The following is a 25557-nucleotide window of genomic DNA, read 5'->3' as shown; positions in this document are numbered from 1 at the left end:
ACTTACAAAAAAACTTGAATTTTACCCATTGACATTTTTAAATGTGAAAAGTATTATAAGTGTCAACGAATCAGAAAATTCAGTACCGAATAGTATCTCACTACAATATGTGGTCAGAGATTTTTTTTACTATCAATTCTTAGTAAATTTATATGATTTATATATATTAGGAAGAAGGAGATTTACTTGAAGAATTTATTTGTAAAAACGGAGGGACAACGATTTTGGTTAGATCAGCTAGCAGCTATTGCAGAGCCAATCAAGGCTGAGGCTGCTGAGGTAGACGAACAATCTCGTTTCCCGTTCGAAGCGCATCGATTACTTATGCAAATTGGCTATCCACAACTAACTTTACCAAAACAATATGGCGGAGAGGGCTTATCTGTCTATGATATGGTCCTTGTACAGGAAACATTAGCAAGCTATGACGAGAATGCTTCGCTATCTCTTGGATGGACATTAGGCGTTGTCGGTGAAATATATGAAACAAAACTATGGACCGAGGATGTATTAACAGCGTTCGCTGAAGAAATAAAGAGAGGTGCCATAATTAATAGAGCTGTTAGTGAGGCGGCAACAGGTAGTCCAACGCGTGGAGGCCGACCAGGAACAAACGCAGTTGCTACAAAAGATGGGTGGTTGTTAAATGGACGCAAAATCTTTACGACTGCGTCACCTGTGCTAGATTATTTCCTTACCTCTGCTTGGATTGAAGAAAAGCAACAAATCGGTTTCTTCCTCATTCATAAAGATTCAGCAGGGCTATCTATTGAAGAAAATTGGGAAATGTCTGCGATGAGAGGTACAAGTAGCCATGACCTCGTGTTAAAAGAGGTCATTGTGGCGAATGAACATTTAGTAGAATTACCAATTCACCCAAGTGGCGGTAAGATAAATGGCTGGATACTACATATTCCAGCTACATACTTAGGTATTGCACAAGCTGCGCGCGACTATGCTGTCCATTTTGCCAATCACCATCAACCAAATAGCTTGAATGCTCCAATCAGTACATTACCAAATGTACAACAGCTTTTAGGAGACATTGAATTAAAACTTCATCAAGCGCGTTTTGTGTTGTATGGGGTGGCTGAAGCTTATGATGATCCAGCTAGACGTGGACTTTTAACAAATGAAATGGCTGTTGCTAAACATACAGTAACAAATATGGCCATCGATATCGTTGATAAGGCAATGCGTGTTGTTGGAGCGAAAAGCTTGCAGCTAACCAATCCATTACAACGCTATTATCGCAACGTTCGTGCGGGTCTTCATAATCCGCCAATGGATGATATGACTATTATTAAATTAGCAACTGCTGCTATTGAACAGCAAAAATTAAATAAAAATCAATGATCATTACATGGAGAATAAGGAGAAATGTTATATGAAGAAGAATAAGGTTTTTCAATTTGCTGCGATTGGATTGGCTTCCATAGCACTATTAACGGGTTGTAATTCAGGAGCATCAGCCGATAAGGATTCAGGCGATGGTGAAAAAGTACGTACAGTAAAGGTTGCCTATGATCAGGCGTCAAAGCCTATTAGTTATATAGACGATAGTGGAAATCCAACAGGTTATGATGTAGAAGTAATGAAATTAGTGGATGAATTATTGCCTGATTATCAATTCGAATATGTAGGGACAACAAGTGATGATTTATTGATCGGTGTCGAGCAAGGGAAATATCAGGTAGGGGTAAAAAATGCATTCTTTACACAGGAGCGTACAGAAAAATTCATTTTCCCGAAGGAATTTTTAGGTTTAAGTAGCGCGGGACTAGTATTGCGTAAAGAGGATGAGGGTGTGAAAACATTAGCTGATTTTGCGAAAAAGGGCTATTCGTTGGCACCAATTGCTGCTAACAACGCGCAATACACAATTATCGATGAATATAATACGACAAACCCAGACAATAAAGTAAAACTTGAGGCTGGTGACGCATTTACGGTCGATGTTGTGCAGTGGGTAAATGAAGGTCGTGTTGACGGTGGTGTCATGATTGAGGGACCATTTAAACAACAAGTACTTGCAGAAGATGGGCCTTATTATAACTTAAAAGATGAGGTTGTCTATAACGAATTTGCAGTCATTAAAACATGGCCACTGTTCAATAAAAAGGAACAAGAGTTTGCTGATGCTTATGACAAAGCTATAGCACAAATTAAAGAACAGAAGAAAACAAATGAATTAAGTACGGAGTTCTATGGTCGTGATTTATTTGAAGTGCTAGAAAATGTTAATCGTTAGTTTAAAACGTAACAATTAATAAGGCTGTTGAGTCAGTTACACTCAGCAGCCTTTATTCATAAAAATAAAAGTTGGTGAGGAAATGGATAAATATTTTGATGCAACATATATTTGGAACGCAATACCGGTGTTATTACCATTTTTAAAAATTACGTTCTTAGTTGCAGGGTCCTCTATTATCTTAGGCACATTATTCGGCTTATTGTTGGCGGCTGCCAAGCTATCTTCAGTGAAATGGTTACAAAAATTAGCAAATCTGTATACAACGATTATGCGTTGTACACCATCCATTGTCTTATTATTTCTTGTCTATTACGGTGTCCCAGCACTAGCAGAAAATTTCGGTCTCAATCTCCATTCAATAGATACCGCTATCTTCGTTGTCGTAACATTCACCTTACAGTTTGCAGCAATTATGTCGGAAGTAATACGATCCGCCTATTTAGCTATTCCAAAAGGGCAGTTTGAAGCAGCTGTTAGTGTGGGTTTAACACCATTCCAGGCCTATCGTCGAATTATGTTCCCTCAGGCACTTGTCGTTGCTTTGCCAAACTTTGGGAATGGGATGATTGCTTTATTACAAGAAGGTGCACTTGCTTATACAATCGGTCTAATTGATATTGTCGGTAAGGCCAATTTAATTATTGCAAGTAATATTAATGCACATGCCCTAGAAGTTTATATTGCATTAGCTATTATTTATTGGGTGTTATCTATTATTATTGAAAAAATATTTACTATATTAGAAAAAATATTTGGTAAGGGTAAGAAGACCTTAGAAACAACTTAAGGAGGCGTAACTGTGAATTATCAATTTTTACTTGAAACATTTTTTGTGGCATTATCTGGTGTTCCCATCGCACTCCTTGTCACAGTTGTTGCTTTGTTGATAGCTCTGCCACTTGGTTTTTTGCTGGCACTTACTAGGATTAATAAAATTCCAGTTATCCATCATCTAGCAAAAATTTATGTTTCTTTCGTGCGAGGAACGCCAATCATTATACAAATCTTTATTATCTATAGTAGTATCCCGTTACTATTAAAAATTATTTTTGAAAAATATCATATTGCGTTTGATATTTATAAAATTAATCCAATTTGGTATGCGTTTATTGTGTTTGCATTCAGCTCAACGGCCATCTTAATAGAGGTGTTTCGTTCGGCGTTAAGTACCATTGAAAAGGGACAATTAGAGGCAGCACATTCAGTAGGCTTGACAACGTTCCAAGCATATACTCGCATCATCATTCCGCAAGCATTAGTAGTTGCACTGCCAAATATTTGTACAGCTACGGTTAATCTCATTAAAGCTACCTCTTTAGGTTACGCAATGTCTCTACCTGAAATTACGTTGAAGGCAAAAGTAGCAGCGAACGTTGGCTACAATTACGTGGAAGCCTATCTGGATATCTTTATCGTGTACTTAATTTTATGTAGCACAGTTGAATACTTATTTAAGCGATATGAAAAATATTTAAGCAAATACAAAGTGGCAAATGCCTAAGGGGTGAACGAGCATGTTAGAAATTAAAAATATTCATAAATCATTTGGTGGCAATGAAATTTTAAAGGGCGTTGATTTAGCGATTGATAAAGGTGACGTTGTTGTTATTTTAGGTCCTAGTGGTTCAGGGAAAACAACATTATTACGTTGTATCAATTTTTTAGAAAATGCTGATCAAGGGCATGCGACATTCGGTGATATTCAAGTCGATTTTCAACATGTAAAGAAAAAAGACGTACATGCGATTCGCCAGCGTGTCGCATTTGTCTTCCAAAATTATAATCTTTTCACAAATAAAACGGCGTTAGAAAATGTCACGGAAGGGTTAATTATTGGACGTAAAATTCCTAAAGCACAGGCAGTGGAGATTGGTAAAAAGGCACTTGATAAAGTAGGCTTATCAGAAAAATATGATGCCTATCCAAGTCAGTTGTCGGGTGGTCAGCAGCAACGAGTAGGCATTGCACGTGCAGTAGCGTTGAATCCTGATATTATTTTATTTGATGAACCAACGTCTGCACTCGATCCTGAATTAGTAGGTGAGGTACTGCAAGTCATGAAAAATATTGCAGCTGAGGGTACAACGATGCTTGTAGTGACACATGAAATGGGCTTTGCCAAAGATGTTGCCAATCGTGTTATTTTCATGGATGGAGGCGTTGTTGTAGAGGAAGGTAGCCCTCACGATATTTTCGTAAGCCCAAAAGAGGAGCGCACAAAGAAATTTTTAAAACGTGTAATCCCAGAAGATTACACGTTCTATATATAAAAATAACAGGAGGATCTGTAACGTACAGATTCTCCTGTTGCCTATTATTGAAGGAAATAAGTTAATTTGTTAATGGAGTATATGTGCAACTCGTGCATAGCTCTTGTGCAGGCTGTATAGAAATAGTTACGTTCGCTTTCCCTTGAGTAATTAGCAGCGGATGCATTGTAAATGAGTACAGCATCAAATTCGATGCCTTTTGCCATATAAGCTGGAAGTAATAATATGCCCTTTTTAAATTGCTTGGTGTTGTGGGTAATTAGTTGAATATCTATTTGATCGCCTAATTGTTCAAATACAGCGGAGCATTCAGCTGCAGTTTTACAAATGACAGCAATTGTTTCAAATTTGGCAGATAGATTGTTGATGCTTTGAATAATTTGATCAATTAATTCCACTGCATTCGGCACAATGGTAATCGATGGTTCTGGACCATTGCGGTTAAATGCCTCTACCACACTACCGTTATTCAAAATTTTCGCAGTGAGTTGAATGATTTGTTTTGTCGAACGATAGCTTTTCGTTATAATCATTTTTTCTGCATGCTCGCCATATAATTGAGGGTCCAGCAGGGAAGGGTTATCAAAGGTGTGCGGATGAATTGTTTGATGCCCATCTCCTAAAATCGTCATACGTGCTTTTGGAAATAAATGCTGTAATACGGTCAGCTGGAATGGTGAATAATCTTGTGCCTCGTCAATTAGGACATGACGGATCATTGTATTTGTCTGTTGCCCTTCAATTTTGTCCTGTAAATATAAAAATGGCGCTGCATCCTCATAAGCAATCAGACGTTTTGCTAAATTAGGGAGTGTTTGCTCGCAAATATCCTCCCAATTGTCGGGCATAAGGTGTTGCATTTCATTATAAATAGCACTATTCAGATCAAAGAGTTGACGATACGTACCCATTATATGAACAAACTTTAACTGACTAACAGAGTTACGTAATGGTTTAAAGTGTTTTTTTACAAGTTGTCTCGCTAATTTTTTCTGTTCTTGATCAAAATCATCGAATGAGTTTTCTGTATAGCGTCCCTCATATAAAAGCTCGCTGTAAGACTTGGAGTAGTCTTCCTTGTCTAATAGCTCAGTCGCTTCTTCTACCCATGACTTTGTGCGTTCTGCCCTTTCAAATTTCGTTAGTTGTTGCAATAGCCATTCTTTTACTAACTGTAGTCGGTTCGGTATCGACATGGTAGAAGGGAAAGAATAGAAGTACTCTGTAATTTCCAGTGCAGTAATAATTCGATCTCCACGAAAAACAATATTTTTAAATAACAAACCTTCCTTGGATAAATGACTTATATATTGGTCCAACAATTGTTTGTAAGCTAGACTGGCTTTGAAAGAAATGCTATTTAACTTAGTTAGATAAAGGTCATCATCCTTTTCAGTTAAAAGATCTTCGAGTTGCTCATAAGGATATTCCAATTGGAACTGTCGACCTAGTCGCTTTTCAGCATACTCTATAAAAGTTAATTGCTGCATATTATCTTCACCTAGATCAGGTAAGACCGTATGGACATATTGATTAAAAAGTTGATTCGGTGTGATCAATAAAATTTGATCGGCAGTCATTTCATTGCGATAGCGATACAATAGATAGGCTACGCGTTGTAGAGCAACAGCTGTTTTACCACTACCTGCAACACCTTCTACTATGAGGTATCGTGAGTTAATATGGCGAATAATCTTATTTTGTTCACCTTGAATCGTTGCAACGATACTGCGAATATGCTCATTTGCATTTTGTGCGAGGATATCAAGCAATAAATCATCACCAATTGTAAGACCTGTATTAAACATGGATTGTAGTTGACCATTTTTAATTATAAATTGCCGTTTTAGTAGCATTTCACCGTGAATTTCTTCTGCTGTTGTTTCATAAGAGGAATCGCCAGGAGTGTAATCATAATACATACTTGATATAGGTGCTCGCCAGTCATAAATGACTATATTTTCATCCTTTGCATCCAATAATGTGGCAACACCTATATAAATTTTAAAAGGTTCTTTATGACCGTTTTGTAAAAAGTCAATTCGAGCGAAATAGGGTGATTGCTGTAAACGTTCATAAACCTTCACATTTCGAATTGCGCGTTGCTGTGCAAGCTCTGAATCGGATAGAAGTTCTACCTGTTGCTTAATCGCAAAAAACGTTTCGTCAACATCTTCAGCGGTATCTAAATTGACTCTGACATCATTCCAAAAAGTTTTCTTTAATGCGACAGCATTTTCTTTGAAGCCCTTCTCTTTACTTAGTAATTCTTTGATTTTGTAATCAATGATGGTTAAACAATGCTCAAGGTAATGATTTTCTTCTAGCCATTCTTTTTGATTTTCCAAAGTTTACTCACATTCCTCTCCATAGTTATTCGCTTCCTTTGACAGTAACCCTCACCTATATAGATGGTGAAATGAAGGTAATTGTGATTCTCTTTCAATGGTTGTCCAAACACCTTTTGAATAAAGCAAAAGTATCAAACGCAATGATCTCAAGGGGAATTAGGATGGTTATTGAATCAGGAAATTTATCATACATCTACTTCAGAAAGAAGTATAGTCTAATAATACTTATGAATTTATGCTATAATAAAATTAGTAAGAAACATAAAATTTATCGTTAAAGGCTGTTCCACAAATAGGTGGAGCAGTCTTTTTTATATGTTAGAAAGCCCAACATTATTCCTACTTTCAAGAAATTGTTATTCATTTTGCAATTTTTATTTGTACTAGAAGCAGAAATAAATTTGAGGAATTATCATATATTGATGTTCCTCATTCTTCCTTTTAAATTGCTTGCAGCTTTAGTAATCTGGTATTGAAGACTTAAGGATTGTTCTTTTAATACGATATAGAAAATTGAAGGGAGGTGAAAATGATGAAGGTAATCTTTACAGTGGGGTTGCCTGGAAGTGGAAAGAGTACATTTGTGAAGCAGCTTGCAAAAAGAGAAAATGCGGTTGTCCTCTCGAGCGACGCTATACGACAGGAGTTGTTTGGTGATGCAACCAAGCAGAAACCACGTGTGATTTTTCGTGTATTATATGAGCGACTTAATGACTTTGTGGCAAAAGGTTTTTCTGTCATTGTAGATGCCACAAATATTGAACGGGAGCGAAGAATGTTTGCGCTTGGCAAATTACCAAGCACAATTAAGAAGGAATGCTATTACTTTGATACACCTTATTCAACCTGTGTGGCAAGAAACCAACAACGGAAGCGGCATGTACCATTAATAGTGATGGAGAAAATGAGGAAGCATTTAGAATTTCCAACTGTAGGAGAAGGGTTTGATGAAGTGCATATTGTACACAAATCAAGTCCCTATGAAGTTTCTCGACAACAATTTATTTCACTTATTCAAAGCCAACCTACTTATGAAGAGCTTTTTCATACACTTCAATTAGTCCCACTTTTTAAAGAAATTTATCAATTCAATCAAGAAAACCCATACCATCAATTTTTATTATGTCAGCATACGTATTTTGTTCTTGCGTATATCAATGAATACTATATGGAAAGCGACAAACTGGCACTACAAATAGCTGCATTGTTCCATGATGTTGGCAAGCCATTTTGTAAAAAATATAAACCATTGCAACAGCGCTATGGCTATTTTGGACATGAAAATGTATCTGCCCAAATGGTTTGTCATTTTTTATTAGCGTTGGGCTTTGAAAAGGACTTTGTTTTAAAGGTTGTTCATTTAGTGCAATTTCATATGTTAATCCAGTATGGGGGCGATAGAGGTGGAAGCCAAATCTATCATTTGTTAGATGGCGATTTACTAACAAGGCTTTACTTTTTCCGTGAGGCAGATCAATTTGCCAAATAAACAATAGAGAAAGGAAGTGGAGATATGACGAAATTAAAGAAATACCCAAGGAGCTTTCATTTACCGTGGAGTAGAGGCTATACCCATGACGATAAGGTTGCTAAAAATGTAGATCATTTTATAGGAAAAGAAGTAGTTGTGACAGAAAAATTAGATGGGGAAGGTACAACACTTTATAGAGACTACATGCATGCCAGAAGCATCAATTCAGCCAACCATCCTTCTAGACATTGGGTAAAAACATTTCATGCGAGTTTTGCTTATCAGATTCCAATTGATTGGCGATTATGTGGAGAAAATGTTTATGCTAAGCATTCAATTTATTACAAAGCATTAACTAGCTACTTTTATTTGTTTAGTATTTGGAATGAAGAGAATGTTTGTTTAAGTTGGGATGAGACGGTTGCTTTTGCAACTGAGTTAGGTATTGAAACGGTCCCTGTTTTATATCGGGGTATTTTCGATGAAGAAGAAATAAAGCATACTTTTACTGGTAAATCACTCTTTGATGGTGAGCAAGAAGGTTATGTCATTAGAAATGCAAACGCATTCCATTATGATGATTTTCGATATAATTTAGGGAAACTTGTGAGACCGCATCATGTTCAAACAAGTGAACATTGGTTACAAGAAGAAGTCATTCCTAATCGTTTAAAATAAAGCAAGATAATTAATGATAAAATGAAAGGACTGAGAAAAATGTAATACTATAAAATTTGATCAAAAATACTATATATGAGGAAGTGTGCATGGGCTGCATATCCCTAATGAAAAGGGATTACAGGTTCGATTCCTGTCATCTTCACTATAAATAAAAAATGAACTCTCGTCATTAGTAGGAGAGTTCATTTTTTGTTTGTTATTTTGTGTAATTATCGAAGTAACCTTGAATGTAAATCATAGGTGTTCCTTTGTCGCCTGACCCAGATGTCAGGTCAGATAGGGAACCAATTAAGTCTGTTAAGCGACGAGGTGTTGTTCCTTGTGCAGCCATTTGACCTGTTAAATCTTCATCTTTATTTTGAATGTATTCAGAAATCGCGGCTTTTAATTCTTCTCCTCGAAGGTCTGCAAAGTCGTTATCTGCTAAGTATTTCAATTTGACCTCGTTAGGCGTACCATGCAAGCCTGCTGTGAATGCTGGTGAAACAACAGGATCAGCAAGCTCCCAGATTTTACCCACTGGGTCTTTAAATGCACCATCGCCGTAAATCATAACTTCTACAGATTTTCCTGTCGCTTCTTTGATTTTTGCTTGAATCTCGTCAACAATCGGTTGGCACGTATGGGGGAATAATTTAACACTATCCTCTGTTGCTTTGTTAGAGCCAAGAAGACCATACTCAGCATTGAAACCAGAACCGTTGATGGATTCAGCTAAAATGTTATCCAGGCTGTAAACTTTTTCAGCACCATTCGCTGTTAGCATACGCTTCGTGCGGAAACGTGTATGAATATCACATGTTAATACACTCTTTGTATAATTTAAAATTGTTTTTGGGTTGTTGGAGAAGATGACTTCACATGTAGCCCCTTCTGCTTCAATTAATTCTTTATAGTATTCAATGTAGTCTACACCAGTAAATGTGTGTTTTTTATAGCCAAAATGCTCACGGAATTCAACCTCATTTAATGTATCAGTCCAAGGATTAATTCCTTTTACATCTAGCTCATCGATATCTACAAGGTGATTACCTACCTCATCAGATGGGTAGCTTAGCATTAATACAACTTTATTAACACCCTTAGCAATACCACGTAAACAGTTTGCGAAGCGGTTTCGACTTAAAATTGGGAAAATAACACCCACTGTATCATCACCGAATTTTGCCGCCACGTCTACAGCGATATCATCAATAGTTGCATAGTTACCTTGTGCACGAGCCACGACAGATTCAGTTACTGTGACAATATCACGATCCTCTATAGAGTAACCTTCAATTTTCGCAGCATTTAACACTGTATCTACAACAATTTGTTCAATATTATCGCCTTCGTTAATAATAGGACCACGAAGACCTCTTACTACTGTACCGATTACACGTTCCAATTTAATCTCTCCTCATACTATCAATGTAAAGTGAAATAAAATCCATATGATTTTACTATAAGCCTCATTGATGATATAAGTAAAATTAATAGTTCGTATAATAGCTATAAGAGGTGCTTATATGATAGGTAAATTAGATTTATATCGTGTTTTTTGTGTTGTAGCTAAAAATAATAGCTTTTCAAGAGCCGCTAAGGATTTATATATGACACAGCCAGCTGTCAGTCAGGCTATGATGCAATTGGAGAAAGAGCTCGGTACACGTCTTTTTAACAGAACGCCTAAAGGTGTGACATTGACAACGGAAGGTAGTCTACTTTTTGAATATACGAATTCAGCTTTAGGGCTTTTAGATGCTGGTGAAGAAAAGTTACTAGAGTTCAAAAATTTAACTACAGGGCAATTAAAGATAGGTGTAGGAGATACCATTTCACGTTTCTTCTTAATGCCTTATTTAGAAGCATTCCATACAATGTATCCGAGTATTAAATTGCAAATGTTAAATGGTACAACCTCTGAAATATGTAATTTTATCAAATCGGGTGAGGTAGATATTGGATTTTGTAATTTTCCAATAGAAAATTCGACATTACAGTTAACGGTATGTACAGACATTCAAGATATTTTTGTGTGTGGGGAGAAGTATAAGACACTCTCGTCTAAATGTTTAAGCTATGAGGATCTTTTGAAATTCCCGCTTATTTTTCTTGAGAAAAAATCGAATTCACGAAGATATGTAGAAGATTATTTATTTACAAAGGGAGTTCGCATTGAACCAGAGTTTGAATTAGGATCACATGATCTTGTGCTCGAGTTTGCTCGTAGTAATCTTGGTATCGCATGTGTAACAAAGGAATTTTCAAAGGATTATCTTCAACAAGGGCACCTTTATGAACTAGCATTAAAGGAAAATATTCCAGCAAGAAGTATAGGTATGTGTTATTTAAAGACAGTGCCTCTTTCTAGAGCAGCGACAAAATTTGTCGAAATCATTGAATATAAGCGTTTGAATACAAGAAGGTCAATAAAGAAAGCTTAGCAACGAAAAGTTGGCTAAGCTTTTTTTAATAAACTAGTAATTAGCATATCAACATTACGTTTATTTTTCATGGTTGGTGAGCAAAGATAAGAAAATGTCCGCATAAAATGTTGGCCTTCAAGGGGCAAAATGATCATATCCTCATTTTTTAATTCGCGTTCAATGACACAGGCAGATAATAAGGAAAGACCAAGTCCTTGCATAACACTCTCTTTGACCCCCTGATTACTGCTAATGGTCAAAAGCGAGTGTATTTGTAGACCATTTGCTCTGAATAAATGATCTAAATAATAACGTGTACCTGAGCCTTCCTCACGTGCAACCCAACTTTGCTGTTGCAGTTTATCGGCAGTAATAGGTTGTTGTTTTGTAAGAGGGTGGTTACTTGCACTGACAATAAATAATTCATCCTGCATAAATGGTTTAATCAATAGTTCATTATCCTGAGCCTGCCCTTCTATTAGACCGATATCAACTTGCAGTAATTTTGTATATTGAATGATTTCTTTTGTATTGCCAATAATAATTTGAAGCTCAAGTTGAGGGAATTGCTGTTGTAAGCTTGCTATGATGGGGGGCAATATATATTCTCCAATCGTAAAGCTTGCACCGATTACTAGTGTTCCTTGTACCTCTTGGTGATAGGCTGCAATATCTTCTCTTGCCGCTTCAGCTATAGCCAGAATTTGCTTTGCACGTTTATAAAGAATCTCACCGGTTGGTGTAATTTGCACCGATTTTGGTGAGCGAATAAATAAGGTTGTTTGTAATTCTTGCTCTAGATTTTTAATGTGTAAGCTAACACTTGGTTGTGAAATATGAAGTATTTCCGAGGTCTTTGTAAAATTATTGACTTCAACCAGTGTGATGAACGTTTTTAAAGCATCATATTGCATATCTCCACCTCAATTATTAGAAATATTAATAATACCTATTATATATATGTATTTTACTAATAGTGAGCTTTTTAATAAAGTAATAATCAACAAGGGAGAAAGAAGTGAACAACATGGTAAATAGACAAAATAAAGTAATATCCACCCTTAATCCAAATTTTTTGAAGGGAATTTTGTTAACACTCCTTATTGCATTAGTAGCAAAATATATTGCCACATTTCCTTTCTTTTCGATATTGGGACAGTTGGTTATTGCCATTATATTAGGGATGGCTTGGCGTGCAGCATTTAAAGTCCAGGATTCATGGCAAGTGGGAATTGCATTCTCCAGCAAGAAGCTGTTACGGTTTGGTATCATCCTATTGGGCATGCGTTTAAACTTAGCAGATATCTATCATGCAGGAGCAAACGTTTTTTTAATTGCAGTCATTAATTTGCTATTTGCGTTAATAGTTGTGTATGGACTAACAAAAATTTTTAAGGTTGATCAGAAGCTAGGGATTTTAACAGCTTGTGGTACAGCAATTTGTGGAGCTGCTGCTGTAGTGGCAATCGCACCTCAAATTAAAGCGAATGAAAAGGAAACAGCAGTAGGGGCAGCAATTGTTGCCTTATTAGGAACAGTATTTACGCTGATTTATACGGTACTTTATTCTATCATCGACTTAACACCAACTGCGTATGGCATTTTCGCAGGTGGTACCTTACATGAAATTGCCCATGTGATTGCGGCAGCATCTGCAGGCGGAAATGAAGCCATTGATATAGCGGTCATTGTAAAATTAACACGTGTTGCACTGCTTGTACCAGTAGCCATTATGATCGGTATTTTCTATCGAAGAATGGACAAAAGTGAAGAGAAAAAAGCATTTTCACTTTCTATCATTCCATGGTTTATTTTAGGATTTTTAGCGATGAGTGCTATCAATTCGTTAGGGATTATTCCTGCTAATGTAGCACAAGCCTTCGTAAATACTGCTTATATTTTAATTGCCATGGCGATGGCTGGCCTTGGTTTGAACGTTGAGATTAAAACGTTTAAGGAACTTGGTGTAAAGGCATTTATCGCTGGCTTAATTGGTTCAGTATGTCTATCCATATTGGGCTATATACTAGTCATTATTTTATAAGAGAAAAAGACCCTGCATGGTATTCAGTCATGCAGGGCTTTTTAGATAGAATCAGAAGATCATGTATAAGAAATTTAATTGCCGTTTATTAACGTAAAGCTTCAATAGAAGATGCTAATTCAGCAACAACTATTTTGCTGCCGATAAGTGGACTGTCAGCTTTTTCTCCCTCAGAACCTGAATTTGGACGATGATGAGCTGCAGCAAATGCATCGCTATTACGCCATGCTTGGAAATGCTCCTTGGTTTCCCAATACATATTAACACTCATTTCGTCATAAGTAGGATCATCGGTTGAAATTAACACCTCTACTTTATGGAAGCCTTCAAATTGTTGGAGTGGACCTGGCTTAGTAAAGTTTGGTGCCATTCTCGCAGCAAAACCTGGTTTCACTTGAATACGATTAGTCACAATAATCATACTTTTCCCCCTTTAATCTCATTTACTAGGTATTTGAATGAGTTATCACTGATTATCATTCGCAATCAATGATAAGTGGCTTAGGAAGACATTGTCAATAGATGTCCTCGGTATATTCGCTTACAGAAGTTTATGGGATGCGTATAGGCTGACATTTAACTGACATAAACCGGTGCTATAATAAACATAAGAGCGTACTAGTGGCGAGGTGAATGACTATGGCAAACATTTTAGTAGTAGAAGATGAATATGCAATAAGTCAGGTTTTAAAGGTTTATTTACAAAAAGTGGGTTATAGTGTAACGCAATGCTTCAATGGTGGAGAGGCCTTAGACATGTTTCGTGAGACACAGCCAGACCTAGTGTTGTTAGATATTATGTTACCAGAGAAAAATGGTTGGCTCATCTTAAAAGAAATAAGAGAGCGAAGTACCTGCCCAATTATTATGTTAACAGCATTAGGAGAGGTTAATTACCGCTTAGAAGGATTTGATCACGGTGCAGACGATTATATTGCTAAGCCCTTTATAGCGGATGAAGTCGTTGCAAGAGTGAAGGCTGTTTTAAGACGTGCTGAAGGAAACCCTAATTCATCCACTATAAAACGTTATGGGACTTTAGAAATTGATAGTAAAGCACATAGAGTGCTTCTGAGTGGAGAGGAGATTGTATTAACACCAAGAGATTTATCGGTGCTTTTGTTTTTAGCTGACCATCCCAACCAAACGTTTACACGAGACCAGCTAATCGACCAAGTTTGGGGTTGGGAGTATGAAGGTAGTGATCGAGCCGTAGATTTAGCAATAAAGAGGCTTCGTAAGGCATTAAAAAAATGGGATGAGATAGAAGGAGAAATAAAGACACTACGAGGATTGGGGTATCAGCTAAGTGTTAAAAAAAAATAAGCGAATATCTTTACTCCAATATTGGACAAGCCGTTATTTACTAACACTGTTTATTGGATTAGCTATTATTTCCTTGATCTCTGCCGTGTGGATTCGTCATGCGACATTTGAAAATCGTTTAGAGATGATGGAGTTTTTAGCAGATGAGACGGTCTATCGCTTAACAGATACAACGGGTCCTAATACTGGACCAAACGGTATTCCTGGTTTCATTGGGGATCGAGAGCGCTTTAGCATGAGAGATATTGATCCTATTTTGTATGTTATCGATATAGAGGGGAATATACTGACAAGTAATCGCCCTGTTCCTCCTGGTAGTGCTAAAAATATTGCTAGCTTGTTGGATGGAGAAGAGGGTACGAAGGAAATAACGGGTGGCCTAGAGCCTGTTCAATATGTGGTTAAAAGGAAAATAGAAAATAATAATCAGTTAATTGGCTGGGTGCTCGTTATGGAGAAGAAAGACAATTTAACAAGGGTGAATCAAGCATATGGTCAGCTGGCATTATTAATTGGGGCATTGGCCTTATTAGGCTGGATTGCAATTTACTTTTTGTCAAAACGTTTAGCCCGTCCAATCAAACAGGTGGCGGAGGCAGCAAAACATGTACAGGAAGGCAATTATGCTGTTGATCTGCCTCAGGATAGTAAGGAAAAAGAGGTGTATGAGCTAGTTACGTCCTTTAAAAATATGGCAAGCAAGTTAGAGCAATTGGAGAAAACTAGAACAGAATTATTAGCGGGCGTCACCCATGAGTTGAAAACACCTGTCACTTCTATAAGTGGTTTACTACAAGCTGTAAGAGATGATGTTGTAACAGGTCAGGATGCAATGGAATTCATTGAAATGGCTATGGTTGAAACGACAAAAATGAAAACGATGGTTGGTGACTTACTTGCTTTTAACCATTTTGCTGTTGATGCTATCCCTGTGAAGCTAGAGTCTGTAAATGTTAATCAGCTCTTGCGCGATGCGGTGGCACAGTGGGAAGTAATGCAGGATGATGAAAATGTAAAAGTAACTGTACACTTAATAGAACAATCAATAAATGTTCAGGCAGATATTGTCCGTATCCAACAAATCATTACAAATCTCTTAACTAATGCTAAACAGGCGATGGACAAAGGAACGATAACGCTGAAGCTGCTAGATCAAGGGAATACGCTTTCGATGATTGTGAAGGATTCAGGTTATGGTATCCCTCTAGAGGATCAGGCATTTATTTTTGAGCGTTTTTATAGAGGAGAGAATAAAAAATACTCTATTCGAGGATTAGGTTTAGGATTACCACTTAGTAAAATGATGGCACAATCAATTGGTGGAGACTTACGATTAATCGAAAGTAATACTTCTGGAACATCCTTTGAATTAGTATTGCAAAAAGCTACTACGCTGTAAGAGCGTGGTAGCTTTTTTATGTTGTGCTTCTAGTATCTCAGAAACGACACGTAAATGGCTTTGTAAAAAAATAGTTGAATATGTAAAGCTGACATCTGCCTGACACAAATGCACTTTATAGTAGACGGTGTAGACGAGGAACGAACAGAAGAGGATAACCGTAATGAAGAGTTCGTCATGTACTAGTTAGCAAATAACGCAAGAGGCAAGGTTGCTTACTGAGTTTGTACACCGTCAGTATGACACTAATAAGTAGGGAAGGTGATGGAATGCCTATAGTAACTTCATATAATCCAAATGGTCGCAAGGAAATTAAACAGGCGATCTCCTATCCAGATTATGCGTTAATAAAGACCAAGCTTCAGCATGTTATGCAAATAGACAAGCATGCGGGCATGGATGGTAAATATTTAATTCGAAGTACGTACTTCGATAATTTTGCCAATAAAGTGCTAACTGAGAAAAAAGAGGGCTTTATCAATCGAGATAAATATCGGGTACGAATATACGGCAAATCAAGTGCCGTTATTAATTTGGAGCGGAAGAGTAAGCGTAACAATATAACTTTTAAAACAAAGTGCGCGATATCTCAAGCCGAATATGAAAAAATGCGTGTCGGACAAATATCCTGGATGGAGGCTGACGACCGAGGACTGGTTCGAGACTTATATCAAGAGATGAACTATAGCCAACTTAGACCAACAACGGTAGTGGATTATGAGCGAGAGGCATATGTTTATCCGTTTGGAAATGTGCGCGTAACTTTTGATAGTAAAGTGCAATCCAGTTTGCGTAATACAGATATGTTTAATCAGAGCTTACCGATGGTGGATGTACTGGAGCCGAATCTTGTGATTTTAGAGGTAAAGTATGATGAATACTTACCAGATATCATCAAGTATTTACTACAATCTGTGGATACACGAGCTGAGGCATATTCAAAATATCAACTTAGTCGTATGTACGGCTAATAAAAAGGAGAATAAACGATGGATTCAATTAAATTTAGTGATATTTTTAAATCCAACTTTTTAGAAAAAACAACATCATTTTCATTAATCGATTCAATTATTGGTTTAGTCGTTGCATTTTTTATAGGGCTTTTCATTTACGCCGTTTATAAGAAAACCTTTAACGGTGTTATTTACTCACATTCATTCAATATTTCATTACTTATTATGACAATGGCAACAGCACTAGTAATAATGGGAATCAGTTCAAACGTTCTGCTATCACTTGGTATGGTTGGTGCTTTATCTATTGTACGTTTCCGTACACCTATTAAGGACCCTATGGATTTAGTCTATATTTTCTGGGCCATTGTTTCAGGTATTTTATGTGGTGCAGGTTTTATTCCATTAGTCATTATTGGCGCTGTGTTAATCGGGCTTGTATTACTAGTGTTTGTTAATAAAATTACTGTAGAAAATCCTTATTTATTAATTATAAAATTTGAAGAAGAGCTAGCAAACGCTGAGGTGGAGCGAATTATCGCCGCACAAACAAAAAAATTCGCACTCAAATCGAAATCGATTATGCAAAATGACGAGATCGAAACAACTTATGAAATTCGTGTAAAACAAAATGATGCGAAACTGATGGATCAATTGACAAAAGTGTCTGGTGTGAAATCGGCCATCATGCTTAGTTACGATGGGAATTTTACAGCGTAATGACCTCTATAAGAAAAAGGACTATGAAGAGAGGTGCCAGCTATGATTAAAACCCGGATTGTCTACCTATGTATGACGATTCTACTCCTTCTCTTTGTCGTGATATATGCTGTACTTCCGAATGTAGGCATTGAAACGAAAAATAGCGAGTTCTCTTATGAGAATTTAGTTTTTAATAAGAATAAAGTAACCACGGTTGATATCGAGATTGCTGAGGAAGATTGGGCTGACATGCTCGAAAATGCCGCGGCTGAGGAGTTAAAACAGGCGGATATTACAGTAAACGGCAAGAAAATTGAGAATGTTGCAATTCGAACAAAGGGAAATCTAACATTACAATCGGTTGTTAATAGTGACTCAGATCGCTATAGTTTAAAAATTGATTTTGATTATTATGATGATACACAAAGCTTATATGGCTTGAAAAAAATAAATTTAAATAATAATTATAGTGACTCTACATTAATGCGAGAGTATATCTCCTATGAATTGATGGAGCAGATGGGTTTACCAACGCCAGCACATTCCTATATGTATGTCACAGTAAACGGTGAGGAACGAGGTTTGTTCCTAGGAGTAGAAGCAGTCGATGAGACATTCCTAGCTAATAACTACGGTTCAAATGATGGTTTTTTATTTAAGCCTGATGGGATAGGTAGTGATTTAAAATATATTAGTGACGATATCGCAGACTATACAGGAATAGGATTAAAAACAAATGAAGGGAATATTGATCAATCCAAGCTTGTTGAAATGGTAGATGCTATTAATAATGGCGGAGATATAGAAAAATTTATTGATGTCGATGAAATGCTCCGTTATTTTGCCGTCAATACTGCACTTGTCAATTTAGATAGTTATCAAGGGAATTTGAAACATAACTACTATTTGTATGAGCAAAACGGGATGTTTTCAATTATCCCATGGGATTACAATATGTCCTTTGGTGGCTTTGGTGCTGGAGGAGGTAGAGGTAAAATGGGTGGAGGAGATGGTCAAAATCCAGCCAACGCTTCTACTAATATGCAAAGACCATTTGCCCAAAACAATGAACGACCTGATCAGGCAGACGGTGGTGATAAGCAACAACAAGGTGACGGCTTCAACATAGGAATGGGCATGTCAGGCAACCTGTTAGACGAAAGTGCTATTAATTTTAGTGTGGAGACTCCTGTTTCTGGTACAACTTTAGAGGAGCGGCCATTGCTGAATGCCTTGCTTGCTAATGAGGCGTACCGTGCTAAATATGAGGAGTATTTAGAAGAACTAGCGACAACATATTTAACAGAAGATAATGTGCAGGCTATTACAAAAAAGGTAGCTGTGTTAATAACTACCTACGTCGAAGCCGATCCAACCAAATTCTCTACTACGGAGCAGTTTTTAGAGGCAGTTGAAGGCGAAAATAGCTTGCCTGAATTTGCTAAACAGCGCTCCGAATCTATTTTGAAGCAGTTGTCTGGGGAGCTTTTTGTGGAAACGTCTACCACAACTCAAGGTAATATGGGCATGCAGAATCTTAATGAAAATGGTGAAATGAATTTTATGCCGGATAATTTTGATCCGAGTCAGCTACCAGAGGATTTTGATCCATCAGAAAGCCCGCCGTTTAACAGGGAAGAAAACGGTCCAGGAGAAAGACAGAATGGCGAACCTATGCAACGTCCTGATGGAAACGGTCCTCCAATGGGTATGCCTGGTTCAACCGATGAAGCACCAAATCAAGCAACGGTTATTGATAAAAATACGGTATTAACAATAGTTGCATCCTTAGTAGTGCTCATTCTAGCAATCTTCTTTGTTTTTAAATTTAAACGTAGAGGTCGTTAAAAAATAACCATATCCAACACTTTTGGGTATGGTTTTGCTTTACATCGTGCTAAAATAAAGCATTCTTTTCTGAGGAGTCTTTTCATATGAATGAACAGCAATTTGATAAATATTTGCAGATCAACACTGTGGGAGAACAATATGGTTTTCCAAAGCTTGCACACTATCATCGTTATGAACCAACGCCATATATGGGGCTGGAACAATTATTTGCAACGTATGATATGCCTGATAACGCTGTGTTTATCGATATGGGTTGTGGGAAAGGCCGAGTTCCAATTTATGTGCATCATAAGTTTCATATTCCAACGATTGGGATAGAAATGGATGCAGGCTTTTATGCAGAGGCTGAAGAAAATAAGCGCACTTATCTTCAAAAAAGGCGAGTACATGCGCCCATTTCATTTATCCATACAATAGCAGAGGCTTATGAAATAAAACCATGTGATAATGTGTTTTTCTTTTTTAATCCATTTTCGATTCATATTTTTCGTACAGTCATTCATAATATTTGGGAATCCTACGAGCGGCGAATGCGAGATATTCATATAATTCTATACTATCCGCCTTACGATTATTTACAATTTTTACATCATGGAACCCCATTCGAATTACTTCATGAAGTGCATTTAGAAAATGAAACAAATATTAATGAGCGCCTTTGTGTGTTCTTATTAAAAAAAGCTTAGAGCAATGGAAAACCAGCTCTAGGCTTTTTATGTTTGAATGACTCTGCCGTTCAGTAAATATTTTCAGGGAAATAATCAGATAAGAAAACAAATGCTCTAGTATAGAGACCTTATTGTAAGAAAATAATTTCAACTGATAGTTTTTTACTATTCTAAGTTTATAATTAAAAGATAATTCACAAATAACTAATTATACTGAAAAATCACTCTAGACTAAATATAAAGAATGTTTTACAATGTAAAAGGCTTATATGAATAATATTTTTCATTCGTTTTAGATAGTTATAAATAATTATTTTTGCTATTGAGTTAATGAATTTAATTGTTTATAATTATCAGAAATATCTAATATTTTAGAAATTTTCAGGGGGAATTTAATTATGAAAGAGAACAAAAAGCTTAAGAAGTTCGGTTCACTTTTAGTAGCATCTTCATTACTTGCTGGTGTCCTTGCTGGTTGTGGTGCTGGTGATGATTCAAGTTCTGGTGGAGGCTCATCATCAGGAGGAGGTTCCTCTGATGGCGATACCATTAAAATCGGTGCCAACTTAGAACTTTCAGGAAATGTAGCATCTTATGGTTCTTCTATCGGGCTTGGCGCAGAACTTGCTGTAAAAGAAATTAATGATGCTGGCGGTATTGATGGTAAGAAAATCGAACTAATTAAAGTAGATAATAAATCGGAAAACTCTGAAGCAACTTCAGCAGCTATTAAACTAGCAACGCAAGATAAAGTAGTAGCAATGTTAGCTCCTGCAACTTCAGGTAATACAGTAGCAACTGTTCAAATTGCAAATGACAATAAAATTCCGATTGTTACTGGTTCTGGTACAGCACCAAATATAACAGTAAACGAGGATGGCAGTGTTAATGAATATGCATTCCGTACATGCTTTATTGACCCATTCCAAGGAATTGTAGCAGCTAACTTTGCCTCAGGTGAACTAGATGCGAAAAACGTAGCTATTTTCGCAGATAATGCATCAGACTATGCAAAAGGTTTAGCAAAATCCTTTAAAGAAACGATCACTAAGAGTGGCGGAAAAGTTGTAAAAGAAGAGGCTTATGTGGCTAAGGATACAGACTTCCGTACACAATTAACAAATATTAAAGCAGCAAATCCAGACTTTATCTTTATCCCTGGATACTATGAGGAAGTTGGTTTAATCGTTAAGCAAGCACGTGAAATGGGTATTGATGTACCTCTGATGGGTGCTGATGGTTGGGATTCTCCAACTTTAATAGAACTAGCTGGTGCTGAAGCACTGAATAACACATACATCACAAACCACTACTCTGCAGAAGATCCGGATCAAAAAATCCAAGATTTCGTAAAGGCATTTAAAGCAGCAAATGGTGACAAAGCACCTGACGCATTCAACGCACTTGGCTATGACTCAATTTACTACATTGCTGATGCGATTAAACGTGCAGGATCTACAGATGGAGAAGCAATTAAAAACGAATTAGCTGCAACAAAAGATCTTTCTTTAGTAACAGGTACTTTCTCAGTTGACGAAAACCATAACCCAATTAAAACAGCAACAGTTCTTGAATTTAAAGACGGTAAACAAGTGTTCAACTCTAAAGTTAATCCTTAATGTTTTGTCAGTAAGGGGGAGGCGGGTAAACACGCCTTCCTTTTTTGTGTTTTAGATAACTAGAATGATTGAGTAAAACATAACTTTCTAGTATAGATGCATGTACTGTTTTTTCATTTTTCAGAAAATTCAAAGGAGTGAATGCGCATGGAATGGATACAGCAACTTGTGAATGGTATTTCACTAGGAAGTATCTACGCGTTAATAGCGTTAGGGTATACGATGGTATACGGAATTATCAAGCTGATTAACTTTGCCCACGGTGATGTTTTCATGATTGGGTCATTTATTGGCTTTTACGCAATTGCTAAATGGGAGCTTGGCTTCTTCCCAGCACTTTTATTGGCAATGGCAGTTTGTGCAATCTTTGGTGTCTTAATCGAACGTATTGCTTATAAACGTTTACGAAATGCAACACGTATCGCAGCTTTAATTACAGCAATCGGTGTATCGTTATTGATTGAGTATACAACGATTTTCTTCAGAGGTGCGCAACCAGCAGCTTATCCTGAAGTTTTTAAAAATAAATCATTTGACGTTTTTGGTGTGCAAATCAGTAGTACATCGATCTTAATTTTATCAGTGGCAGTTGTACTGATGATTCTTTTACAATTCATCGTACATAAAACAAAAATCGGAAAAGCGATGCGTGCCGTTTCTCATGATGCGGATGCTGCACGTTTAATGGGGATAAATGTTGATAATACAATTTCTGCAACGTTTGCTATTGGTTCAGCTTTAGCTGGTGCGGCAGGTGTTATCTTCGGTGTTTATTATACAAAAATTGACCCGTTAATGGGCGTTATTCCAGGGGTTAAAGCATTTATCGCAGCCGTTCTTGGTGGAATTGGTATCATTCCAGGCGCTATGGTTGGTGGTATGTTATTAGGTGTTGTGGAGTCATTAGTAAGTGCACTAGGCTTCTCGTTATGGCGAGATGCAGCGGCATTTGTCATTTTAATTTTAATTTTAATCTTCAGACCATCGGGTATCTTTGGTAAAAATGCCCGTGAGAAAGTGTAGGTGAGCGGTTTTATGAAAAAGTCTAAAGTTTTCTGGGGCTATGCCGTAATAGCGCTAGTCATCTATGCAGTTATCCAATTGTTGATTACGACTGAAGTAATTGATATGTACTATAAAAATATGTTGATTACTATGTGTATTAACATTATGCTGGCTGTCAGCTTGCATATTGTTATTGGGGTTACTGGGCAATTCTCGATTGGGCATGCTGGGTTCCTTGCAGTTGGGGCATATGTGTCGGCTATCATTACAACAAAGTTAATGTTGCCATTTCCGTTGGCTATCTTTTTAGGGGCGCTAGCAGCAGCAGTTGCCGGTTTAATAGTAGGGATTCCAACTCTGCGTTTAAAAGGAGATTATTTAGCGATTGCTACTCTAGGATTTGCGGAGATTATTCGTATTGTCTTTTTAAATACGGATTATGTTGGTGGTGCAGCAGGGATGCAGGTTAAATATTTATCTAACTGGACATATGCATTCTTTGGCGTAGCTTTAACTATTCTCGTCATCTCAAACTTTACAAATTCTCGTCATGGTCGTGCATGTATTTCTATACGTGAAGACGAAATTGCAGCTGATGCTATGGGTATTAATACAACTTACTATAAAGTTGTTGCATTCGCGATTGGTTCTTTCTTCGCAGGGCTAGCTGGGGCTATTTTTGCGCATAACTTTTATATTATCCAACCGACAACATTCGGTTTCTTAAAATCATTTGATATTTTAATTTATGTTGTGCTTGGGGGCTTAGGAAGTCTTTCTGGTTCGGTGATTGCTGCGATTTTCTTAACAGTAATATCTACTTATCTAGCAAACTTCCCTGAGACTCGTATGATTATTTATAGTTTAGTTTTAATTATTGTGATGCTTTATCGTCCAACAGGCTTGATGGGAACAAAAGAAATTACGGATCTATTTAAGTTTGGTAAAAAAGGAGGTACAAAATAATGACTGGAAACCTTCTTATTAATGTTGAAAACATGGGTATTCAATTCGGTGGTTTAAAGGCGGTACAGGGTGTTAATATGTACCTTAATCAAGGCGAATTAGTAGGACTTATTGGGCCAAACGGTGCTGGAAAAACAACCAGCTTTAATATGCTGACAGGGGTTTACACACCAACGGAAGGTACAATTACTTTTGATGGTAAGAAAATAAATGGGCTTGCACCATACCAGGTTACGCAGAAGGGGATTAGCCGTACGTTCCAAAATATTCGCTTATTTAAAGAGTTATCAGTTCTAGACAATGTTAAGGTAGCCAACCATTCTCTTGCTAAGCATTCCATGTGGTCTTCTATTTTTCGGTTACCAACCCATTTCAAGGGCGAGGCAGAAATGGAGAATCAATCGATTGAGTTCTTAAAAATCTTTGGCTTAGATGTCTATAAGGATGAGCTAGCAAAAAATTTGCCATACGGGATGCAGCGTCGTTTAGAGATTGCTCGTGCATTAGCTGCGAATCCAAAGCTACTATTACTGGATGAGCCAGCAGCAGGGATGAACCCGCAGGAAACACATGATTTAATGGAGTTAATTGCATTCATTCGTAAAGAGTTTGGCTTAACAATTTTGCTAATTGAGCATGACATGAGCTTAGTTATGGGTATCTGTGAACGCATTTATGTACTCGATCATGGACAATTAATCGCTGACGGGACACCAGAAGAAATTCGCAACAATCCAAAGGTAATTGAAGCGTACCTTGGTGAGGAGGTTATCGGCTAATGCTAAAAGTACAAAATATCGATGTTTATTATGGCAACATCCAAGCATTAAAGGGCCTCTCTTTAGAAGTAAATGAGGGTGAAATTGTAACGTTAATCGGTGCAAACGGTGCTGGAAAAAGTACATTGTTAAAGACATTGTCAGGATTATTGAAGCCCAAAGGTGGCATTATTGAATACGAAGGTTTCTCTATTGCTGGGAAAGCGGCACAAACAATTGTTAAATCCGGTATTTCTCACGTTCCAGAAGGTCGTCGTGTTTTTGCGAATATGTCAGTAGAAGAAAACTTAGAACTCGGTGCGTACCTGCGTAATGATAAAGCTGGTATTAAAAAAGATATGGATCATGTTTACGAGTTATTTCCACGTCTTTTAGAGCGCCGCAAACAGCAATCAGGTACATTGTCAGGTGGGGAACAGCAAATGCTTGCGATGGGCCGTGCCTTAATGGCAAAACCAAAGCTGTTATTAATGGATGAACCTTCGATGGGCCTTGCACCACTGATGGTTAAAAATATTTTTAATATTATTGAGCAGGTCAATAAAGAGGGTACAACCGTATTGCTAGTTGAGCAAAATGCTAATATGGCTCTATCTGTCGCTAACCGTGCGTATGTTCTTGAAACAGGCCGTATTGTTTTATCTGGTTCAGCAAAAGAGCTTCAAGAGAGCGAGCAAGTAAAAGCAGCTTATTTAGGTGGTTTATAGAATTTAAAGGGCATCTCGAAAATGAGATGCCCTTTCAGCTATGTTGACTTTTACTCCGAGTTGGTGCTTTCCACAAGCTTTGCTCCAATCTCCACGTCCGATT

24 protein-coding genes and 1 tRNA gene are annotated in these 25557 nt (G+C 37.2%); 21 read left to right on the top strand and 4 right to left on the bottom strand.

Annotated elements, in window-relative coordinates:
* The first annotated feature begins 186 nt into the window (after positions 1-186).
* The 5 genes from GJU32_RS16855 (at position 187) to GJU32_RS16835 (ending at position 4524) form a co-directional block, all read left to right on the top strand.
* Entirely contained in the window at positions 187-1356 is a 1170-nt protein-coding gene (locus GJU32_RS16855) for an acyl-CoA dehydrogenase family protein (protein WP_155593096.1), read from the top strand.
* Between the two features lie 31 nt (positions 1357-1387).
* Complete coding sequence (locus tag GJU32_RS16850; protein WP_155593095.1) at positions 1388-2251, top strand: transporter substrate-binding domain-containing protein; 864 nt, start codon at positions 1388-1390, stop codon at positions 2249-2251.
* An 82-nt stretch (positions 2252-2333) separates the two neighbouring features.
* Complete coding sequence (locus tag GJU32_RS16845; protein ID WP_155593094.1) at positions 2334-3041, top strand: amino acid ABC transporter permease; 708 nt, start codon at positions 2334-2336, stop codon at positions 3039-3041.
* Positions 3042-3053: 12 nt separating this feature from the next.
* Entirely contained in the window at positions 3054-3755 is a 702-nt protein-coding gene (locus tag GJU32_RS16840) for an amino acid ABC transporter permease (protein ID WP_155593093.1), read from the top strand.
* A 13-nt stretch (positions 3756-3768) separates the two neighbouring features.
* Positions 3769-4524, top strand: coding sequence for an amino acid ABC transporter ATP-binding protein (locus GJU32_RS16835; RefSeq protein ID WP_155593092.1), 756 nt, complete (start codon positions 3769-3771; stop codon positions 4522-4524).
* A gap of 44 nt (positions 4525-4568) precedes the next feature.
* On the opposite strand, the gene helD is transcribed toward GJU32_RS16835, so the two are convergent.
* A complete protein-coding gene (gene helD, locus GJU32_RS16830; protein WP_155593091.1) occupies positions 4569-6872 on the bottom strand; it encodes an RNA polymerase recycling motor HelD in 2304 nt (767 codons plus the stop codon).
* Positions 6873-7407: 535 nt separating this feature from the next.
* On the opposite strand from helD, the gene GJU32_RS16825 reads away from it, so the two are divergent.
* From GJU32_RS16825 to GJU32_RS16815, 3 genes are all read left to right on the top strand, one after another.
* Entirely contained in the window at positions 7408-8364 is a 957-nt protein-coding gene (locus GJU32_RS16825) for an AAA family ATPase (protein ID WP_155593090.1), read from the top strand.
* 24 nt (positions 8365-8388) lie between these two features.
* The gene (locus tag GJU32_RS16820) at positions 8389-9024 is read left to right on the top strand and encodes an RNA ligase family protein (protein ID WP_155593089.1); all 636 of its coding nucleotides are present in this window, start codon (positions 8389-8391) and stop codon (positions 9022-9024) included.
* A gap of 77 nt (positions 9025-9101) precedes the next feature.
* A tRNA-Ser gene (locus tag GJU32_RS16815) sits at positions 9102-9169 on the top strand.
* 54 nt (positions 9170-9223) lie between these two features.
* On the opposite strand, the gene GJU32_RS16810 is transcribed toward GJU32_RS16815, so the two are convergent.
* On the bottom strand, positions 9224-10414 hold the full coding sequence (locus GJU32_RS16810) for a coenzyme F420-0:L-glutamate ligase (RefSeq protein ID WP_155593088.1): 1191 nt from the start codon (positions 10412-10414) through the stop codon (positions 9224-9226).
* A 121-nt stretch (positions 10415-10535) separates the two neighbouring features.
* Between GJU32_RS16810 and GJU32_RS16805 the strand changes: the two genes are divergently transcribed.
* Positions 10536-11453, top strand: a complete 918-nt coding sequence (locus GJU32_RS16805; RefSeq protein WP_155593087.1) for a LysR family transcriptional regulator — start codon at positions 10536-10538, stop codon at positions 11451-11453.
* Between the two features lie 14 nt (positions 11454-11467).
* On the opposite strand, the gene GJU32_RS16800 is transcribed toward GJU32_RS16805, so the two are convergent.
* Complete coding sequence (locus GJU32_RS16800; protein ID WP_155593086.1) at positions 11468-12349, bottom strand: LysR family transcriptional regulator; 882 nt, start codon at positions 12347-12349, stop codon at positions 11468-11470.
* Between the two features lie 113 nt (positions 12350-12462).
* Between GJU32_RS16800 and GJU32_RS16795 the strand changes: the two genes are divergently transcribed.
* Entirely contained in the window at positions 12463-13479 is a 1017-nt protein-coding gene (locus GJU32_RS16795; RefSeq protein WP_155593085.1) for a YeiH family protein, read from the top strand.
* 88 nt (positions 13480-13567) lie between these two features.
* Here the strand turns inward: GJU32_RS16795 and GJU32_RS16790 are convergent, their stop codons facing one another.
* A complete protein-coding gene (locus tag GJU32_RS16790) occupies positions 13568-13900 on the bottom strand; it encodes a heme oxygenase (protein ID WP_155593084.1) in 333 nt (110 codons plus the stop codon).
* A gap of 218 nt (positions 13901-14118) precedes the next feature.
* On the opposite strand from GJU32_RS16790, the gene GJU32_RS16785 reads away from it, so the two are divergent.
* The 11 genes from GJU32_RS16785 (at position 14119) to GJU32_RS16735 (ending at position 25454) form a co-directional block, all read left to right on the top strand.
* On the top strand, positions 14119-14805 hold the full coding sequence (locus GJU32_RS16785; protein ID WP_155593083.1) for a response regulator transcription factor: 687 nt from the start codon (positions 14119-14121) through the stop codon (positions 14803-14805).
* Positions 14789-16204: a HAMP domain-containing sensor histidine kinase gene (locus GJU32_RS16780; protein ID WP_155593082.1), complete on the top strand. Its 1416-nt coding sequence runs from the start codon at positions 14789-14791 to the stop codon at positions 16202-16204. The genes GJU32_RS16785 and GJU32_RS16780 overlap by 17 nt, the downstream gene beginning before the upstream one ends.
* Before the next feature lie 269 nt (positions 16205-16473).
* Complete coding sequence (locus tag GJU32_RS16775; protein ID WP_155593081.1) at positions 16474-17175, top strand: polyphosphate polymerase domain-containing protein; 702 nt, start codon at positions 16474-16476, stop codon at positions 17173-17175.
* Positions 17176-17193: 18 nt separating this feature from the next.
* The gene (locus GJU32_RS16770; RefSeq protein WP_155593080.1) at positions 17194-17877 is read left to right on the top strand and encodes a DUF4956 domain-containing protein; all 684 of its coding nucleotides are present in this window, start codon (positions 17194-17196) and stop codon (positions 17875-17877) included.
* A gap of 72 nt (positions 17878-17949) precedes the next feature.
* Complete coding sequence (locus tag GJU32_RS16765) at positions 17950-19707, top strand: CotH kinase family protein (RefSeq protein WP_230875072.1); 1758 nt, start codon at positions 17950-17952, stop codon at positions 19705-19707.
* Positions 19708-19793: 86 nt separating this feature from the next.
* Complete coding sequence (locus GJU32_RS16760) at positions 19794-20396, top strand: class I SAM-dependent methyltransferase (RefSeq protein ID WP_155593078.1); 603 nt, start codon at positions 19794-19796, stop codon at positions 20394-20396.
* Positions 20397-20776: 380 nt separating this feature from the next.
* Complete coding sequence (locus GJU32_RS16755; RefSeq protein WP_155593077.1) at positions 20777-21997, top strand: ABC transporter substrate-binding protein; 1221 nt, start codon at positions 20777-20779, stop codon at positions 21995-21997.
* A gap of 147 nt (positions 21998-22144) precedes the next feature.
* Positions 22145-23020, top strand: coding sequence for a branched-chain amino acid ABC transporter permease (locus GJU32_RS16750; RefSeq protein WP_155593076.1), 876 nt, complete (start codon positions 22145-22147; stop codon positions 23018-23020).
* Between the two features lie 12 nt (positions 23021-23032).
* Positions 23033-23968, top strand: coding sequence for a branched-chain amino acid ABC transporter permease (locus GJU32_RS16745; RefSeq protein ID WP_155593075.1), 936 nt, complete (start codon positions 23033-23035; stop codon positions 23966-23968).
* On the top strand, positions 23968-24747 hold the full coding sequence (locus tag GJU32_RS16740) for an ABC transporter ATP-binding protein (protein ID WP_155593074.1): 780 nt from the start codon (positions 23968-23970) through the stop codon (positions 24745-24747). The genes GJU32_RS16745 and GJU32_RS16740 overlap by 1 nt, the downstream gene beginning before the upstream one ends.
* Entirely contained in the window at positions 24747-25454 is a 708-nt protein-coding gene (locus tag GJU32_RS16735; protein WP_155593073.1) for an ABC transporter ATP-binding protein, read from the top strand. The genes GJU32_RS16740 and GJU32_RS16735 overlap by 1 nt, the downstream gene beginning before the upstream one ends.
* Positions 25455-25557: the final 103 nt, after the last annotated feature.

Origin of the sequence: Lysinibacillus cavernae (assembly GCF_009724685.1) — a bacterium.
Taxonomy (GTDB): Bacteria; Bacillota; Bacilli; order Bacillales_A; family Planococcaceae; genus Lysinibacillus; species Lysinibacillus cavernae.
This window is presented reverse-complemented; position numbering and strand designations above follow the sequence as displayed.

Bases quoted from the DNA above. Each gene is read 5' to 3' on its own strand.
- GJU32_RS16765 (WP_230875072.1), top strand. From the start codon at position 17,950: ATGACGATTCTACTCCTTCTCTTTGTCGTGATATATGCTGTACTTCCG.
- GJU32_RS16775 (WP_155593081.1), top strand. From the start codon at position 16,474: ATGCCTATAGTAACTTCATATAATCCAAATGGTCGCAAGGAAATTAAA.
- GJU32_RS16795 (WP_155593085.1), top strand. From the start codon at position 12,463: ATGGTAAATAGACAAAATAAAGTAATATCCACCCTTAATCCAAATTTT.
- GJU32_RS16835 (WP_155593092.1), top strand. From the start codon at position 3,769: ATGTTAGAAATTAAAAATATTCATAAATCATTTGGTGGCAATGAAATT.
- GJU32_RS16825 (WP_155593090.1), top strand. From the start codon at position 7,408: ATGAAGGTAATCTTTACAGTGGGGTTGCCTGGAAGTGGAAAGAGTACA.
- GJU32_RS16800 (WP_155593086.1), bottom strand. From the start codon at position 12,349: ATGCAATATGATGCTTTAAAAACGTTCATCACACTGGTTGAAGTCAAT.
- GJU32_RS16760 (WP_155593078.1), top strand. From the start codon at position 19,794: ATGAATGAACAGCAATTTGATAAATATTTGCAGATCAACACTGTGGGA.
- GJU32_RS16770 (WP_155593080.1), top strand. From the start codon at position 17,194: ATGGATTCAATTAAATTTAGTGATATTTTTAAATCCAACTTTTTAGAA.
- GJU32_RS16740 (WP_155593074.1), top strand. From the start codon at position 23,968: ATGACTGGAAACCTTCTTATTAATGTTGAAAACATGGGTATTCAATTC.
- GJU32_RS16755 (WP_155593077.1), top strand. From the start codon at position 20,777: ATGAAAGAGAACAAAAAGCTTAAGAAGTTCGGTTCACTTTTAGTAGCA.
- GJU32_RS16820 (WP_155593089.1), top strand. From the start codon at position 8,389: ATGACGAAATTAAAGAAATACCCAAGGAGCTTTCATTTACCGTGGAGT.
- GJU32_RS16845 (WP_155593094.1), top strand. From the start codon at position 2,334: ATGGATAAATATTTTGATGCAACATATATTTGGAACGCAATACCGGTG.
- GJU32_RS16805 (WP_155593087.1), top strand. From the start codon at position 10,536: ATGATAGGTAAATTAGATTTATATCGTGTTTTTTGTGTTGTAGCTAAA.
- GJU32_RS16750 (WP_155593076.1), top strand. From the start codon at position 22,145: ATGGAATGGATACAGCAACTTGTGAATGGTATTTCACTAGGAAGTATC.
- GJU32_RS16850 (WP_155593095.1), top strand. From the start codon at position 1,388: ATGAAGAAGAATAAGGTTTTTCAATTTGCTGCGATTGGATTGGCTTCC.
- GJU32_RS16735 (WP_155593073.1), top strand. From the start codon at position 24,747: ATGCTAAAAGTACAAAATATCGATGTTTATTATGGCAACATCCAAGCA.
- GJU32_RS16745 (WP_155593075.1), top strand. From the start codon at position 23,033: ATGAAAAAGTCTAAAGTTTTCTGGGGCTATGCCGTAATAGCGCTAGTC.
- GJU32_RS16785 (WP_155593083.1), top strand. From the start codon at position 14,119: ATGGCAAACATTTTAGTAGTAGAAGATGAATATGCAATAAGTCAGGTT.
- GJU32_RS16790 (WP_155593084.1), bottom strand. From the start codon at position 13,900: ATGATTATTGTGACTAATCGTATTCAAGTGAAACCAGGTTTTGCTGCG.